At 66.5% G+C, this 16,702-nt stretch carries 11 protein-coding genes; all 11 read right to left on the bottom strand.

All coding sequences use genetic code 11. The features are described 5' to 3' along the window. Positions 1-23 precede the first annotated feature (23 nt). A complete protein-coding gene (locus VGR99_RS16100; protein ID WP_326899566.1) occupies positions 24-599 on the bottom strand; it encodes an HdeD family acid-resistance protein in 576 nt (191 codons plus the stop codon). A gap of 125 nt (positions 600-724) precedes the next feature. Next, positions 725-2,248: an FAD-dependent oxidoreductase gene (locus VGR99_RS16095; protein WP_326899564.1), complete on the bottom strand. Its 1,524-nt coding sequence runs from the start codon at positions 2,246-2,248 to the stop codon at positions 725-727. Between the two features lie 78 nt (positions 2,249-2,326). Next, positions 2,327-3,223, bottom strand: coding sequence for an alpha/beta hydrolase (locus tag VGR99_RS16090; RefSeq protein WP_326899563.1), 897 nt, complete (start codon positions 3,221-3,223; stop codon positions 2,327-2,329). Between the two features lie 118 nt (positions 3,224-3,341). Then, positions 3,342-4,169, bottom strand: coding sequence for a metal-dependent phosphohydrolase (locus tag VGR99_RS16085; protein ID WP_326899562.1), 828 nt, complete (start codon positions 4,167-4,169; stop codon positions 3,342-3,344). Positions 4,170-4,463: 294 nt separating this feature from the next. Beyond that, positions 4,464-6,098 carry a tetratricopeptide repeat protein gene (locus VGR99_RS16080; RefSeq protein WP_326899560.1) on the bottom strand — a complete coding sequence of 545 codons (1,635 nt, stop codon included), beginning with the start codon at positions 6,096-6,098 and terminating at the stop codon, positions 4,464-4,466. A 173-nt stretch (positions 6,099-6,271) separates the two neighbouring features. After that, positions 6,272-7,150, bottom strand: a complete 879-nt coding sequence (locus VGR99_RS16075) for a transglutaminase family protein (RefSeq protein WP_326899559.1) — start codon at positions 7,148-7,150, stop codon at positions 6,272-6,274. Further along, positions 7,147-9,672: a circularly permuted type 2 ATP-grasp protein gene (locus VGR99_RS16070; RefSeq protein WP_326899557.1), complete on the bottom strand. Its 2,526-nt coding sequence runs from the start codon at positions 9,670-9,672 to the stop codon at positions 7,147-7,149. Before VGR99_RS16070 ends, VGR99_RS16075 begins: the two co-directional genes overlap by 4 nt. Positions 9,673-9,699: 27 nt before the next feature. Beyond that, positions 9,700-12,969 carry a transglutaminase family protein gene (locus VGR99_RS16065; protein WP_326899556.1) on the bottom strand — a complete coding sequence of 1,090 codons (3,270 nt, stop codon included), beginning with the start codon at positions 12,967-12,969 and terminating at the stop codon, positions 9,700-9,702. Positions 12,970-13,151: 182 nt separating this feature from the next. Beyond that, on the bottom strand, positions 13,152-14,456 hold the full coding sequence (locus VGR99_RS16060; protein ID WP_326899555.1) for a methyl-accepting chemotaxis protein: 1,305 nt from the start codon (positions 14,454-14,456) through the stop codon (positions 13,152-13,154). Further along, the gene (locus VGR99_RS16055; protein ID WP_326899553.1) at positions 14,434-14,955 is read right to left on the bottom strand and encodes a PAS domain-containing protein; all 522 of its coding nucleotides are present in this window, start codon (positions 14,953-14,955) and stop codon (positions 14,434-14,436) included. The genes VGR99_RS16060 and VGR99_RS16055 overlap by 23 nt, the downstream gene beginning before the upstream one ends. A gap of 189 nt (positions 14,956-15,144) precedes the next feature. Then, positions 15,145-16,668 carry an altronate dehydratase family protein gene (locus VGR99_RS16050; RefSeq protein ID WP_326899552.1) on the bottom strand — a complete coding sequence of 508 codons (1,524 nt, stop codon included), beginning with the start codon at positions 16,666-16,668 and terminating at the stop codon, positions 15,145-15,147. Between the last annotated feature and the right edge of the window lie 34 nt (positions 16,669-16,702).

The following is a 16,702-nucleotide window of genomic DNA, read 5'->3' as shown; positions in this document are numbered from 1 at the left end:
TGCGCACTTTTCCGGATCATGCCCTAGCGGCGCGACTTCAGCCCAAGGCCGACGCTGATCCAGCCAGCCCCCGCCATGATCAGGTCGATGCCGAGGAACAGGCCGAGGATGTAGACGCTGTTGACCGGCCAGCGCGCCAGGATCAGCAGCCCGAGCAGCAGCGTGATCACGGCCGACAGCGCGACCCAGACCCAGGGGCTCTCCCGCTTCATGCTGAAGGCGAGAAACAATCTGACGGCGCCGGACGCGAGCAGTGATGCGCCGAGGAACAGCGTCAGCAGGACTGCCGCGAACAGCGGATTCTCGAAGGTCAGGAAGCCGGCAACGATGTAGAGCACGCCGAGCAAGGCCCAGATCAGGAACTTGCCCCAGCTCTTCATCTGGAATGCGCCGATCACCTCGGTCACGCCGGCGATGATCATCATGACGCCGACCACGAGGACGCTCGCCACCGTCGCCATCATCATGCTGCCGAGCGCGATGAAACCGGTGATGAGGTAGACGACGCCAAGGGCGACGATCCAACCCCATTTGGCATGGAGTGACGCGATGCCCGAGCCGAGGCTGGAGGGATGGGACGTATCGGAAGCGCTTGTCATGGCGGCTACTCCTGCATGCGAAGCCCTCGGGGACACGCCAGGATAGCACGGGCCGCGCCGGGACGACAGCCAGCATGCAGCCGCGGCCGGCAGCAACATTGACGCAAATCAAGCCCGAAGCGGCTTCAGGTGCGGGAACGCTCCATCTCGAGCTCGGCCTTGAGGTTGTCGAGATCGCGATAAATTGAGGCAACCGCGAGCACGCGGCCGCCCTTGCGGTACTTCAGCAGGCAGTCTTTTCCGGAAATGCTGCCGTCGATCGCGATGTCGTCAAAGCTCTCGGCGTGGCCGACATAGTTGATCGGCACGTCGTAATGCTGGCTCCAGAAGAACGGCACGGCGTCGAAGCGCTCGCGCCGGCCCAGCATGTTGCGCGCCGCGGTCTGCCCCTGCCGCTCCGCCACCACCCAGTGCTCGACACGGATGGTGTGCCGGGAATGCGGATCGGGCCAGCGCGCGATGTCGCCGGCCGCGAAGATGCCGGCGACGCTGGTCTCCAGATATTCGCTCACGCTGACGCCGCGATCGGCGGCAAGCCCTGCGTGCTCGGCCAGCGCAAGGCGCGGCCTGACGCCGATGCCGACCACGACGAGATCGGCCTCGATGACAGCGCCGCTCTTCAGCGTGGCACGGGTGCCGTCGAGCTTCTCCACGGTGTCCTCGAGATGAAAATTGACGCCGTTCTCCTCATGCAGCGCGCGCACGAAGTCGCCCATGTCAGGGCCGAGCACCTTCTGCATCGGCCGTTCCTCCGGCGCGACCACGTGCACCTCGATCTTGCGCGCCCGCAAGGACGCCGCGACTTCGAGCCCGATGAAGCTGGCGCCGATCACCAGCGCGCGTTTCGCGCTGCCCGCGGCCTTGATGATGGCGCGGCTGTCGGCGACGGATCGCAGGGTGTGGACATGCGGCTGGTCGGCGCCCGGAATCTGCAATCTGACCGGCTCGGCGCCCGTTGCGAGCAGCAGCCGGTCGAACGGCAGCTTGTCGCCATTGCCGAGCGTGACGCTTCGCGTCTTCGCATCGATCGCGGACACGTTCGTGTTGAGCCTGAGGTCGATGCCGGCGTCCTGATAGAAATCGTCGCCGCGCAGCGGCAGCCAGTCCTCCGGCGCGTTGCCGGCGAGATAATCCTTGGACAGGTTGGGCCGGTCCACCGGCAGCGCGCCGTCACTGCTGAGCATGGTGATGGCGCCGGCAAACCCCTCGCGCCGGAGCGTCTCGGCCGCGGCAAAGCCGGCCGCGCCGCCGCCGATGATGACGAACTTTTCGGGTGTCGGCGCACTGCGGTGCGCGGCGGACGGTTTTGGCGCCTCGCGCTTACTCTGAACGATGATCCTGTCCCGGTCCCGCGTCACCTCCCACACCGCCAGCGCGTTCAACGCCGGCGGGCGGGTGGCCTCGCCCGTGCGCAAGGAGAAGCAGGCGTGGTGCCAGGGGCAGCGGATGGTATCATCGACCACCAGCCCTTCGGCGAGCGGGCCGTGATAATGGCTGCAGGCCGGCTCGATCGCGAAGATCTCGCCGCCGGCCTGCACCAGGAGGACATCTTCCGCCCTGACATGGCCGAGCAATTTGCCGTCCTTGAATTCGGTCAACGACACGCCTTTGGTCAGGTCGGGTCCACTCGGCTTGTTGTCCTCGGTCATGGTCATCTCCTCAAGCAGCTTAACGCAGCTCAGGATTTGGACGGCGGGACCGGCGAAAAGTTCCTGCGATCGCGAAATTCAGGACCCGGCAGCCGCCTTCCGCACATCCAGCACCGCCTGCGCCCATTCGGCGGGACGCTCCTGCGGCAGATTATGGCCGGCGCCTGCGAACACGCGCCGCTCGAAAAAGCCCTCGAACTTGCGTGCGTGGTGGGCGGTGCCGGCATTGACGCCGTCGCTGTCGCCGTCGATCGCGATGGTCGGCACGCGGATGGCCGGTTGCGCGGCGAGCTTTGCCTCGATCGCGGCGTAGGCGGGATCGCCTTCGACCAGCGCGTAGCGGTGCCGATAGGAGTGGATCACGACATCGACGAAGTCAGGATTGTCGAACGACGCCGCGCTCTTGTCGAATGTCGCGTCGTCGAATTTCCACGTCGGCGACCACATCGTCCAGAGTTGGCGGGCAAACCCACCACGATTCCGCTCCAGCGCGCGGCGACCGCGCTCGTTGTGGAAGAGATATTGATACCAGAGCGCGGCTTCCTCCGGCGGCGAGGCCGGCTCCATCGAACGCGCGATGTTCTGGATGTTGTAGGAATTGCCGGAGACGAGCCCGACCACGCGCTCCGGGTATAGCGCCGAGACGACGCAGGCGGCCCGCCCGCCCCAGTCATAACCGCCGACGATGGCGCGTTCGATACGGAGCGCATCCATGAAGGCGAGAAGATCCGCACCGAGCGCCGCCTGCTCGCCGGAGCGCAAGGTCGACGCGCTGCGAAAACGCGTCGGCCCGTAGCCGCGCAGCCATGGCACCAGCACCCGCGCACCCGCCTTGGCGATGATCGGCGCAGCTTCGGCATAAGCGTTCACGTCGTAGGGAAAGCCGTGGCCCATGATGCAGGGCCAGCCGTCGGGTGCGCCATAGTCGAGATAGGCGATGTCGAGGACGTCCGTGGTGATTGTTTTTTGTTGCATGATTTGCTCACGGCGTTACGCGACATCGTAGCCCGGATGAGCGAAGCGACATCCGGGATTTTGCGCTACCGCCCCGGATATCGCTTCGCTCATCCGGGCTACGGCACCGCGAAGGCCGCTACTTCTGCGGCCCGGACAGCGTGATCTCGCGCTCGGCGCGGAAGACGTTGCTGTAGAGATTCGCGATCCACTGCCGGCCGATCTCGGTCTTGTTGAGATAGCCGATCTCGGTCTGGATATGCGGTGCGACGCTGTTCCAGTAGAACTGCGGATAGCGGTTCACGATGTCGGCGGGCGAGTCGTAGCCGAGCTGACGATTCATGCCGACTTCCTCGAACTCGTAGTAGAGCGCGTTGGCCTTGCGCAGATAGTTGGGATCGCCGAGCTGGCCGATGAAGTCGGCCGCGCGCAGGATCGAGGCGTCCTCGTCGTAGTCCTGGCCCTCGCGGGCCGGAAAACGCGTCCCCTCGATGGCGCGGGCAATGCGTGCGGCGTCGAGGCCTTCGACCGGCGGGAGCCGCTGCTCTACATAAAGCTTCGACCGATCAACGTGATACATCATGAGACTGGCATCCGATGCCCCCCGCGGCAAAGAGACCTTGGTCCCTGCCGCGTCGATCACGAAGCCGTCCTCATCATCATCCTCGAACAGGCCACGGACATAGCCGATGTCGTGAGCGAGGCAGGCGACGAGAATGTGGGTGTAATCCTCTGCCGAGAGGTGTGCATGCAGATGGCGGCCCTGGAGGATCGCCTGGCCGGCCAGCGTCACCAGCATGGTATGCTCGATATTGTGGTAGAGCGCGTCACTGTTGCCGATGCACTCCAGTGCCGTACGCGTTGCCCCCTCCACGATCCTTGCGGAGTTCTCGTCGTAGCGCCGACGCATGAACGTGCCCAGCAACTTCTCCAGGGACTCGGCCGCCAATCTTGGCAACGTGATCATGGATGCAGCCCCGTTTGTCGGTCGTGTCCCACGCCTGCTCCCGACGTCCTTCCTCGACGCACGGGTCAGCATAGCCCAACTTTGGCTGGCTGGACAAATCCCGAAACAAGGACACGAAAATATGTTGCGGTACCGCTTCGCAACATCACGGTTGCGGTCACGCGCAGGTACACCGCGGGATGCGAGGCCGGCCAATGGCCGACCTTAAAATTCATGTCATGGGGAGGCCCCGTGGCGACAGAACATTGCGCACGGCCAGGCGCGGACGCCCGCGCCGTACTGCGGAGGGCGGCGTCAAATCCCGCGTGCGAGGCGCTCCAGCATGGCGTCGAAGGCGACCTTGATCCGGCGGATACAGGGGTCCTTGTAGGGACAATCCGGGTTCTGATCATGCACCAGCATGGAAGCGTTGACCTCGAACACGACGAGGCGGCCGTCGCGATCGAGGGCGCAATCGATGCCGAAATAGTCGAGGCCGATGCGGTCGCGGATCGCCCGCAACATGTCGTTGTGAGCAGCGCCAAAGACCTCGCCAGGATTGCGCAGGAAGCGCTCCTCCTCCGCCTGCATCCAGGCGTGATGCGCCATCTCCGTGCTATCGCGATGCAGCTTCCAATCGTCGCCGATCGCCAGATGATAGGGCAGGATCTCCTCGCCGACGAACAGGAATCTGTACTTGCGGAAGAAGCCGTCGGCGGAGCGGTAGTCGACATAGTCGATCACGTAGCGATCGCAATCAGAATGCTCTGCGAGAAACGCGGCCAGCGCGGCATCGTCGTCGAGCTTCTCGAAGATGTCGCCGCCATGGGTGCCGGCCGGCCGCGCCAGCAGCGGAAATGCGAGCTCGGTGCGCGCGGCAAGTCCCTCATCCGCACCGACGCGGATCGTGCGCGGCACCAGGCAGCCCGCGATGCCGGCAAGCGCCAGCGCCGTGGCATCGCGCGTGGTGCGCTGGATTTTTGCGGGATCGTTGACAACGGGCTTGCCAAGTGACTTGGCAATGGCGGCAGCAAGAGGCAGAACCTCGCCGCCCTGGTCGGCATCGGACACGAGATTGACGACGACATCGGCCTGATGCGCGAGCATCGCGATGTCGGGCCGGCTTAGAGGCAACAGCGACAGGATGCTGGTCTCGTAAGCGCAATCCTTGAACAGGAACTCGACCGGCGTGTTGCCGACGAAGGGCGCGAACAAGGCCAATGCACGGAACGCGGGCGGCGATTTGATCGCAGGCTTGCGCAGCACCGGATGCGCCCGCGCGGCGCGCGTATAAGCCGCCTGCGCCGCCTCACTCTCGCCGCGCGCCTGCCGGATCGCGCCGATCCAGTAAAAACTCTCGGCGTGATCGGGCGCAAGCGCGACCGCCCGCTCGAAATGCGCGATGGCCTCATCAGTCTCACCAAGCTCGAAGCAGACCTTGCCGAGCTGGCCGTGGAGAGCGGCATCCTCGGGTGTCTCGTCCAGCAATTCACGCAGCAGCGTCCCGGCAATCGCAAACTGCCGGGTTGCGACCAGCGCCTCGACCAAATTGGTCCGCGACGGCCGGTGCGCCGGGTCGAGGCGGAGCGCTTCCAGATAGAGCGCAATGGCTTGCTGGGCCATGCCGCTGCGCTGATGAACGATGCCGAGATTGCACCAGCAGGCGACGAGATGCGGTGCGAGACGCAAGGCGGCCTTGTAGTTCTCGCCAGCGGAGTCGATGTCGTCGCAGAGCATGAAGGCGTTGGCGAGCGCGGCATGAAGGTCGGCCGCAACGCCGCCGGCTGCACCGATCGCCATCGTCGCCGCGAGCGCAAGTCCCGCCTGGAAGATCGCGATGGCATCCCTGAGATTGCCGCGGCGGTAGTGCTCGCGTCCCCTCAGCAAATAGTCAGCCGCATCCGGCGCGCCGGCTGCCGCCGGCGCGAAGGCAAACGAAGTCGCAGTCATGGAATCTCCGCCGGAAGCTTTGCCGCGGATGTCCGCGAACCGCTTCAGCAATGATGATGCGCCGGAATGTCGCGGCGCAGCGTTAACAGGCGCTTAATGAACTGGCTTTGGCCACAGCCGGGAAACACGCCGAAACAAATTTTCCCGCCTGGGACGGTCCCCTCGCCGCGCGATCACTCCACCAGCAGCACGTCCACGGCGACGCCGAGCTTCTGCTTCGGCGAGCCGACGATGATGCCGTCCACGGGGGACACATCGGAGAAATCGCGGCCGACCGCGAGCACGATGTGATCGTTCGCGACCAGCAGATCGTTGGTCGGATCGAAATCGATCCAGCCGAGTTCGGCCCCGCACCACAGCGACACCCAGGCATGGGTCGCATCCGCGCCCTGCAAACGCGGCTGGCCCGCAGGCGGAATGGTGCGCAAATAGCCGCTGATATAGGCGGCGGGCAGGCCGAGCCCGCGCAGCCCCGCGATCATCACATGGGCAAAATCCTGGCAGACGCCGTGGCGCTTGTCGAAGACCTCGTCGAGCGGCGTCGAGATCACGGTGGCCTTGGGATCGTAGCGAAACTCGGTGCGGATGCGATGCATCAGATCGACCGCGCCGACAAGGACGCCCGCGCCGGGCGCAAAGCTCGCAGCCGCATAGGCGCTGACCGGGCGCAGCACCGGCACCAGCGGGCTCGCAAAGACGTAGCCGACCGGCGAGGACGGGCCGAGGCTGGTCGCTTCGAACGCGATGTCGCGGATGCTCTCCCAGGCCGGGCTCGCAGCGTCGCGCGCCGGCGGCTGCCGGTCGACGGAGACGCGCGAACGTGAATCGATCCGCAGATTGCGATGCGCCGCCTCGATCACGACGCTCTCGGTCAACGTGCCGAAGAAATCGCGGCGAACGTTGCGCTCGACCGGACGCGGGCGGATGTCGACGCTGTGCGAGATCAGCTGCTGGCCATGGCCGCTCTTCGGCTCCAGCCGCAGCGTGCAGCGCGCGAAGCTGACAGGACTTTCGTATTCGTAGGTGGTGACGTGCCTTATGTCGTAGATCACGCCAGCCCCGTCAGCTTTTCCGGCCGGGCGGCATTGGGACCGTGCGGGAAGTAGTGCTGGCCGATCGCCTCGGCGAGGCCGAGCAGATCCTGCTCCAGCGAGAACAGCGTCTTGACCTCGAGCTTCTCGGCCTCCGCGGTCGCCAGCATCGACTGCACGGCCACCGCAAGCCGTTGCGGCTTCTCGATCAGGCCGTGCTCCTTCAGGCTCGGCAGCGCCGCGATGTGCTCGTTCAGCGCCGCGACCTGGAAGGCGACGGAACGCGGGTTGTAGCTGTCGAGCACCGCGAGGTCGCGCACCGGCGCCAGGATCGGCGCCAGCAGATAACGCGAGCGGTAGGTGATCTGCGAATCCACCAGCGTCAGCAGGATGTCGAGATCCTCGTCGCCGGCCTCGTCATAGGCGAACTGACGCGCGAAACGCGCCGTGTTGATGGCGCGCTCGGCGCGGCGGCCGATGTCGAGGAAGCGCCAGCCGGCGGCGCGGTTCATGTTCTCCTGCGCGAGGCCCGCAAAGCTCGAAAGCTCCTGCAAGGTCAGCTCGGCCGCGCTCAAGACGCCGTCGTCGCCCTCGACCTCGTAGGCGAGACGGTCGGCCATCTCGGTGATCACCTGCCACGCATCGGGCGACAGCCGCTCGCGCAAGGAGGTCGCGGTGCGCTGGGCCGAACGCACCAGCGACAGCGCCGAGCCGAAACGCTCCGCGCTCTGCAGCGCCTCGGCCGCGATGCGTCCCGGTGTGGCGCGCGAGGTCTGCGAGATCGCGCCCCAGGCGACCAGCAGGCGCTGGATGCGTTCGGACGATTGCAGCGAGGCCGCGGTGCCCTTGTTGGGCCCGCTCGGCGAGCCCAGCGCGCGCACCAGCCGCAGCGTCGCCTCGGCGCGCTCGAGATAGCGGCCGAGCCAGAACAGATTGTCGGCGGCGCGGCTCGGCAGCACGCCGGCGATGCGGCGGATGCGGACCTTGTCCTTCGCCGGCAGCAGCGTCGCGGTCGAGACCTGCTTGTCGGAGACGACCCAGACGTCGGCGGCGCGGGCACCGTCGCCCATCGACACCGCGCGCGCATCCGGCTGCTCGGCGATCCGGCAGAAGCCGCCGGGCATGATGGCCCAGCCGTCGGGCGTCGCGGCCGCGAACACGCGCAGCACGAACGGGCGCGGCGTGAGCTGGCCCTGCTCCCACACCGGCATGGTCGAGAGCCGCACCACCTCCTGGCCGACATAATCCATGCCGCGCGTGCCGATGGCGTCGATCAGGCGCTGGCGTCCAGTGGTGTCGAGCTCGCTCGCGAGCACCGGTCCATTGCTGTCGAAGCCGGGCACGCCGCGGCGATAGGCGCCCTCGATCGCGACCTCGTCGAGCCGCGACAGCACCTCGTCGCGCGCGTTGCGCTGGCCGCACCACCAGGTCGCGATGTGCGGCATCTTCAGCTCTTCGCCGAGCAGACGGCGGCTGAGCGCCGGCAGGAAGCCGAGCAGCGCCCTCGCCTCCAGCACGCCCGAGCCCGGCATGTTGGCGACGACGACGCCGTCCTTGCGCAGCACGTCGATCAGGCCGGGCACGCCGAGATGCGAGGACGCATCGAGCTCGAGCGGGTCAAGCGAGTTGGAATCGACGCGGCGCAGGAGCACGTCGAGCCGCTTCAGGCCGGCAACGGTGCGGATGTGGACGCGGTTGTCGCTGACGGCGAGATCGTCGCCCTCCACGAGGAGGAAGCCGAGATAGCGCGCCAGCGTCGCGTGCTCGAAATAGGTCTCGCTGAAGCTGCCGGGCGTCAGCACGCCGATGCGCGGCTCGTCGCGATCGGCACGGGCACGCAGACTGTCGCGGAACGCCTCGAAGAACGGTGCGACGCGCGGCACGTTCATCGACTTGTAGAGATCGGAGAAGGCGCGCGACTGCACCAGGCGGTTCTCCAGCGCATAGCCCGCGCCTGATGGTGCCTGCGTGCGGTCGCCGAGCACCCACCAGCGGCCGTCGGGTCCGCGGCCGACATCGGCGGCATAGAGCGAGAGATAGCGCCCGCCCGGCGGCGGCACGCCGCAGACGGGACGGAGATATTCGGGGCTGCCGGCGATCGCGGCCGCGGGCAGCGCGCCCTCGGCGACCAGCTTGCCGGCGCCATAGATGTCGCGCAGCACGAGCTCCAGAAGCTCGGCGCGCTGGGTGATGCCGGCGGAGAGCTGCTTCCAGTCGGCCTCGTCGATCAGCAGCGGCAGATGGCTGAGCGACCAGGGCCGGTCGGCGCCGTCGCCGGGGGCCCGGTAGGTGACGCCGGCCTCGCGGAGGTGACGGTCGGCCATGGCGAAACGCCGCTCGGCCTCGTCAGGGGCGAGCGCGCCGAAGGCGTCGAAGAACCGGCTCCAGACCGCGCGCGGGGCGCCATCAGGCCCGAGGAATTCGTCGGGGATGCCGGGCAGGCGGCGATAGTCGCGGACCCATTGCGCGAGCCGGCGCTGGCCTTCGCGTTGACCTTGCGCCTTACCCGCCTTGTCACCCTGTTCGGCTGCGCCCTCGCCCATGCGCCTCTCCCTGCCCCTCCATCATACTCATTGCAGAAGCGGGGTCCGCAAGTCGAGGGTCAGCGGGAATTCATTTGTGCGTTCCTCGGGCGGCGGCTGCATCGGCCCCGGCGTATGGCCGTGGTCCTGGAAGCGCGCCAGCCGCCGCGCCTCGGCCTCATAGGTGTTGACCGGCTTGGTGTCGTAGCTGCGGCCGCCGGGATGGGCGACGTGGTAGACGCAGCCGCCGAGCGAGCGGCCGTTCCAGGTGTCGATCAGGTCGAAGGTCAGCGGCGCGTGGACCGGAATGGTCGGGTGCAGGCCGGAGGCCGGCTGCCAGGCCTTGAAGCGGACGCCGGCCACGGCCTCGGCCGAGCGGCCGGTCGAGGTCATCGGCAGGCGGCGGCCATTGCAGGTGATGATGTGGCGGCCCTCGATAAAGCCTTCCGCCTTGACCTGGAGCCGCTCGACCGAGCTGTCGACATAGCGAACCGTGCCGCCGGCCGAGCCCTCCTCGCCCAGCACGTGCCAGGGCTCCAGCGCCTGCCGCAGCTCCAGCGTCACGCCGCCATGATGGATGCGGCCGAAGGCGGGGAAGCGGAACTCGAGCTGGGCCAGATACCATTCCGGCTCGAACGGATAGCCGAACTCCTTCAGTTCGGTGAGCACGTCGAGAAAATCTTCCCAGATGAAATGCGGCAGCATGAAGCGGTCGTGCAGCGCGGTGCCCCAGCGCACGAACTTGCCGGCTTGCGGCTCGCGCCACATCTTCGCGATCAGCGCGCGGATCAGAAGCTGCTGTGCCAGCGACATGCGCGGATCGGGCGGCATCTCGAGCGCGCGGAATTCGACCAGGCCGAGACGGCCGGTCGGACCCTCCGGCGAATAGAGCTTGTCGATGCAGATCTCGGCGCGATGGGTGTTGCCGGTGATGTCGACCAGCAGATGCCGGAACAGCCGGTCCACCAGCCACAGCGGCGTCTGGTAACCCGGTGGCGGCACGTGCGAGAGCGCTATCTCGAGCTCGTAGATGCTGTCGTGGCGGGCTTCGTCGATACGCGGCGCCTGGCTGGTCGGGCCGATGAAGAGACCGGAGAAGAAATAGGACAGCGACGGATGCCGCTGCCAGTACAGCACGAGGCTCTTCAACAGATCGGGACGGCGCAGGAACGGCGAGTCCTGCGGGCTGGAGCCGCCGACCACGACGTGATTGCCGCCGCCGGTGCCGGTGTGGCGGCCGTCGACCAGGAAACGGTTGGCGCCGAGGCGTGTCTTGCCGGCATCCTCATAGAGCCCGACGGTGATGTCGACCGCCTCGTGCCAATTCTTTGCCGGCTGAACGTTGACCTCGATCACGCCGGGGTCGGGCGTCACCTTGATCACCTCGATGCGCGGATCGAACGGCGGGGTATAACCCTCGACATGGACCTGGAGCTGCATCTCCTCGGCCGTGGCTTCGAGCGCCGCGACCATTTCGAGATAATCCTCGATGCGTTCGACCGGCGGCATGAAGGCGCAGATCACGCCGTCGCGGACTTCGATCGACAGCGCAGTTCGGACGGGGACGGATGTGTTGAGCTTTTCGGGCGCAACGCGCTGCGGCGATTTCGGCCGCTCCGGGAGCGTGAACACTGGCAGCTTGCCGCGCGCCTCCATCGGGTCCTGCTCGACGATGTAGGGATACTGGTTCGGCGGAACGTAGCCGAGCGAGCCGAGGGGCAGGCGCAGGCCGAGCGGTGAATCGCCCGGCGTCAGAAACAGATGATTGCGCCGGAGTTGCCAGCGCTCGCTGCGCCAGCGCGGCGGCGCGTTCCAGCGCTGCACCGGCAGCACGAAGCCGCGCGGGGTGTTGAGGCCCTGCTCGAACACGCGTGCGATGCGCGCACGCGCCTCCGGGTCGGACAATTTGGAATCGGAGGGATCGACGTTGACCGGAAGCTCGGCTTCCTTCTGAAGCCAGAGCGCGGTGTCCTCATAGGCCGGAATGATGTAACCGGGATCGAGCCCGAGCCGCAGCGCCGCGCCCTCCATGAAGGTCTCGGCGTCCTTCGTCTCGGCGGGCCGCGGGTTTTCGATCTTGGCGATGAGGTCGGCATTCTTCCAGATCGGCAAGCCGTCCTTGCGCCAGTAGAGGCCGAAGGCCCAGCGCGGCAGGCTTTCGCCCGGATACCATTTGCCCTGGCCGTAATGCAGCAATCCGCCGGGCGCGAAGCGATCGCGCAGGCGGCGGATCAGTTCGTCGCCGAGCGCGCGCTTGGTCGGGCCGACCGCTTCCGTATTCCACTCCGCAGCTTCGAGATCGTCGACCGAGACGAAGGTCGGCTCGCCACCCATGGTGAGCCGCACGTCCTGCGCGGCGAGGTCGCCGTCGACCTGCTCGCCGAGATCGTTGAGCCGCGCCCAGGATTCGTCCGAGAACGGCTTTGTGATGCGCGGCGCCTCGCGGATGCGCTTGACGCTCATGTCGAAGGCGAACTCGACCTCGGCAAAGCCGGCACCGCCGGAGATCGGCGCCGCGGAGCGATAATGCGGCGTCGCGGCGACCGGGATGTGCCCCTCGCCCGCGAGCATGCCGGAGGTGGCGTCGAACCCGATCCAGCCGGCGCCGGGCAGGTAGACCTCCGCCCAGGCGTGCAAATCGGTGAAATCGTTCTCGACCTCAGGCGGCCCTTCGATCGGATCGATGTCGGGGCGGACCTGGATCAGATAGCCGGAGACGAAGCGTGCCGCGAGGCCGAGATGGCGGAAGGTCTGGATCAGCAGCCAGGCGGAGTCGCGGCACGAGCCGGCGCAGGAGGTCAGCGTCTCCTCCGGCGTCTGCACACCCGCCTCCATCCGGATGATGTAGCGGATCTTCTTCTGCAGCTCCCTGTTGAGGTCGACCAGGAAGTTGACCGTGTTGGGGGCTTCGTGCGGGATCGTGTCGAGGTATTTCGCGAACAGGCGATCAGGCTTGATGGTCTCGAGATAGGGCGCGAGCTCGGTCTTGAGATCCTTCGGATACTCGAACGGAAAGCTGTCGGCGTAGGGCTCGACGAAGAAGTCGAACGGGTTGACCACGGTCATCTGCGCCGTGAAGTCGACCTCGAATTTCAGCTCGGTGGTCTTCTCCGGGAAGACGTAGCGGGCGAGCCAGTTGCCCTGCGGGTCCTGCTGCCAGTTCACGAAGTGATTGGCCGGGGTGACCTTGAGCGAATAGCTCAGGATCGGCGTGCGCGTGTGCGGCGCCGGCCGCAGGCGGATGGTCTGCGGGCCAAGATCGATCGGGCGGTCGTATTTGTAGTGCGTGACGTGGTGTAATGCGACGTAGATCGACACGGGGTGCGGTGCTCCAGCAGCTTTTTTGAGCAGAACACCTGACGTCAATGCGATCAAGCACTAACAACGGGCAGACCGTGCCTATGCAAGGTGCGGGCCGAGTGATTGTGTGCCACCGGCCGCCGCCTTCCCTTCTCCCCTTGTGGGAGAGGGAAAGAAGACGCCCAGTCTTGGCGAAAATCTCACGCCGCCGAGGTCAGCCGCTGCAGGAACTGCGTCACTTCGCGGCGGAGCGTCTCGACTTCGCCGTGGACGCGCTCGGAGGCGCTGTTGACGCGGCTGGCGACGCGCCCCGTATCGGCGGCGGCTTCGCTGATGCCTGTCACGTTGGAAGAGACCCGCGAGGTGCCGGCCGAGGCTTCCTGGACGTTGCGGGCGATCTCGCGGGTGGCCAGGCCCTGCTGCTCGATCGAGGTCGCGATCGAGGCGGTGATGCCGTTGATCTCGGCAATGGTCTGCGCGATCGCCTCGACGGCCGTGACCGAATTGGTGGTCGATTGCTGCATCTCGCCGACCTTGGCGCTGATCTCTTCGGTCGCCTTGGCGGTCTGGTTGGCGAGGCTCTTGACCTCGGAGGCCACGACCGCAAAGCCGCGGCCGGCCTCCCCTGCGCGCGCCGCCTCGATGGTGGCGTTGAGGGCCAACAGATTGGTCTGCGAGGCGATCTCGCTGATCAGCTTGACGACGTCGCCGATCCGCATCGCGGCGTCCGCAAGCGAGCGGATCTCGCTGCCGGCGCGATTGGCCTCGTTCACCGCACGTCCCGTGCTCGCGGTCGAGCCGGTCACTTGGCGGCCGATCTCGGCGATCGAGGATGCAAGCTGCTCGGCGGCGCTGGCGACGGTCGCGACGTTGCGCGAGGCCTGGTCGGAGGCGCTGAGCACGCCCGAGGTCTGCTGGCTGGTCTTCTCGGCGGCCGCCGCCATCTGGCCGGCGTCGGTTTCGAGATCGGTCGCCGCGCCCATCAGCGTGCCCGCGACCTGGTCGAGATGCGTGCCGAACTGTTTTGCGAGGTCGGCGATCTCGACCACGCGGCGGCCGAGGCTGTCGGTGCCGGCATTGATGACGACGGCCGAACGGCGGAACGAGCCGGGCAGACCGCGCGCGAGGATCTTTCGGAAATGCTTGCCGCGGCTGGCATAGTCCATCGAAGCCGAAGCCTCGCGCAGGTAGGCGTCGGTGATGTCGAGCATGTCGTTGACGGACTTCTGGATGGCTCCGATCCGTCCGGCCTGACGATCGCTCAGGATGCGCGCCTCGAGATCGCCGCGCGCCGCCTTGCGGCAGACATCGGCGACCTCATCGACGGCGACCGCCGTGCGATGCTGGCACCAGACCGCGTAGCCGAGCAGCGCGACCGTCGCACCGGGCAGCGCCGCACCGGCGATCCCGGTCACACCGAGAAGCGAGAGCCCGAACGCGACGACAGCAAGAACACACGCGAGCGCGGTCGCTCCCTGCGCCTTAGAGAGAGAGCACAAATTCATCGTAACCGACACCCTGTTGCTTCAGTAGTCCGACCATCGCATCGAAGCTCGCGCGCATGCCGTCCTTGGCATTGGCGTGCCGCGCCTCTTCCGCGCACAGCGTCTTGTAGATCGGCTTGATGCGCTCGATCTGCGCCGGATCCGGCTTGCGGCGGTTGGAGTGGTAGCCGACGATATTGCCGCGCTCGTCGAAGGTCGGCGTGACGTGGGCGAACACCCAGTAATGGCTGCCGTCCTTTGCCAGATTGACGACGTAGGCGAAGATCTCCTGCTTGGACTGGAGCGTGTCCCAGAGCAGCTTGAAGACGCAGCGCGGCATGTCGGGATGGCGGATCATGCTGTGGGGCGCGCCCATCAACTCCGCGTAGGAATATTTGGCCATGCGGACGAAGACGTCGTTGGCGTAGGTGATGCGGCCCTTCAGATCCGTCTTAGAGACGATCAGCTCCTCTTCACCGAGGAGATTCTCCACGCCAGTTGGCCGTACCGCATGCGTCATCGTTGACGAATCCTGTCGAAGGGCGAACGTCCCCTGAAAGGAGTCGGGCTCGCATTGCACAAGGATTACGACAGGAATTATTAATCATAGGTGAGCACGGCAACCCGTGCAGCTACGCTGGGACCCCGTAGGATTACCTACGGGCTCGCTCGTCCTGCATATTTCGGCAGCGAATTGCGCCGGGCGCAATTACATCGTCGCACCGAGCACCCAGGGCGCGAACTCGGCGCCGCCGAAATCGAAGCTCTCGCTCTTCGTCGGCTGGCCCGATGCGGTCTTCAGGATGAGATCGAAGATGCGCTGGCCGCACTCCTGCACGCTCTCCTCGCCTTCGAGGATGGTGCCGCAATTGACGTCCATATCCTCTTCCATGCGCTTGTACATGGGCGTGTTGGTGGCGAGCTTGATCGAGGGCGCGGGCTTGCAGCCGAACACGCTGCCGCGGCCGGTGGTGAAGCAGACGAGGTTGGCGCCCCCGGCGACCTGCCCGGTCGCCGCGACGGGGTCGTAGCCGGGCGTGTCCATGAAGACAAAACCCTTCTTGGTGATCGGCTCGGCATAGCGCAGCACCTCGACGAGGTTGGTGGTGCCGGCCTTGGCCATTGCGCCGAGCGATTTTTCCAGAATCGTGGTGAGACCGCCGGCCTTGTTGCCGGGGCTCGGATTGGCGTTCATCTCGGCGCCTTCGCGCTCGGTATATTCGTCCCACCAGCGCATGAGATCAACGAGCTTCTCGCCAACCTCGCGGCTGACCGCGCGGCGCGTCAGCAGATGCTCGGCGCCGTAGGTCTCCGGCGTCTCCGAGAGGATCACGGTGCCGCCGTGACGCACGATGAGATCGCTCGCCGCGCCCAGCGCCGGGTTGGCCGACACGCCGGAATAGCCGTCGGAGCCGCCGCATTGCAGGGCCACGGTGAGCTCGCTCACGGGCACGCTCTCGCGCTTGACCTTGTTGGCGTCGGCGAGCGCCTCGCGCACGAAGGCGATGCCGGCTTCGACCGTCTTGCGGGTGCCGCCGACTTCCTGGATGTCCATCGCGCGCAGGCGGCCGGCGAGCTTCTGCTCTTCCATCAGACCGCCGATCTGGTTCACCTCGCAGCCGAGGCCGAGCACGATGACGTGGGAGAAATTGACGTGCCGCGCATAGCCGCCGAGCGTGCGGCGGAGCAGCGCCAGCGGCTCGTTCTGCGTCATGCCGCAGCCGGTCTTGTGGGTCAGCGCGACGACGCCGTCGACATTGGGGAATTCGGCCAGCGGATTGTCGCCGGTGAAGGGATTCTTCTTGAAGACGTCGGCGACGAGGCTCGCGACATGCGCGCTGCAATTCACCGAGGTGAGGATACCGATATAGTTGCGCGTCGCGACGCGGCCATCGGGGCGGCGGATGCCTTCGAAGGTCGCCGGCAGGTCGAAATTCGGCGTCGGCTTGACGTCGGCGCAATAGGCGTAGTCCTTGGCGAAATCACCCATGCCGCAATTCTGCACGTGCACGTGCTGGCCCGGCGCGATCGGAATGGTCGCAAAGCCGATGATCTGGCCGTAGCGGATCACAGGCTCGCCCACCGCGATCGGCTTGATCGCGACCTTGTGGCCGGAGGGAATCCGCTCGACCGTGGTCACGCCGTCGGCCACCAATGTCCCCGGCGGCAGGCTCGCGCGCGCGATCAGCACGCCATCATCGGGATGCAGGCGGATGACGGGGCTGATGGTCATGGGAATCTCCTTGAGTCTTCAACGTATCGTGCCC

The organism is Bradyrhizobium sp. (assembly GCF_035935975.1).
GTDB lineage: Bacteria > Pseudomonadota > Alphaproteobacteria > Rhizobiales > Xanthobacteraceae > Bradyrhizobium.
The sequence above is the reverse complement of the archived record's forward strand: the minus strand, read 5'-3'. Positions and strand labels throughout refer to the sequence as shown.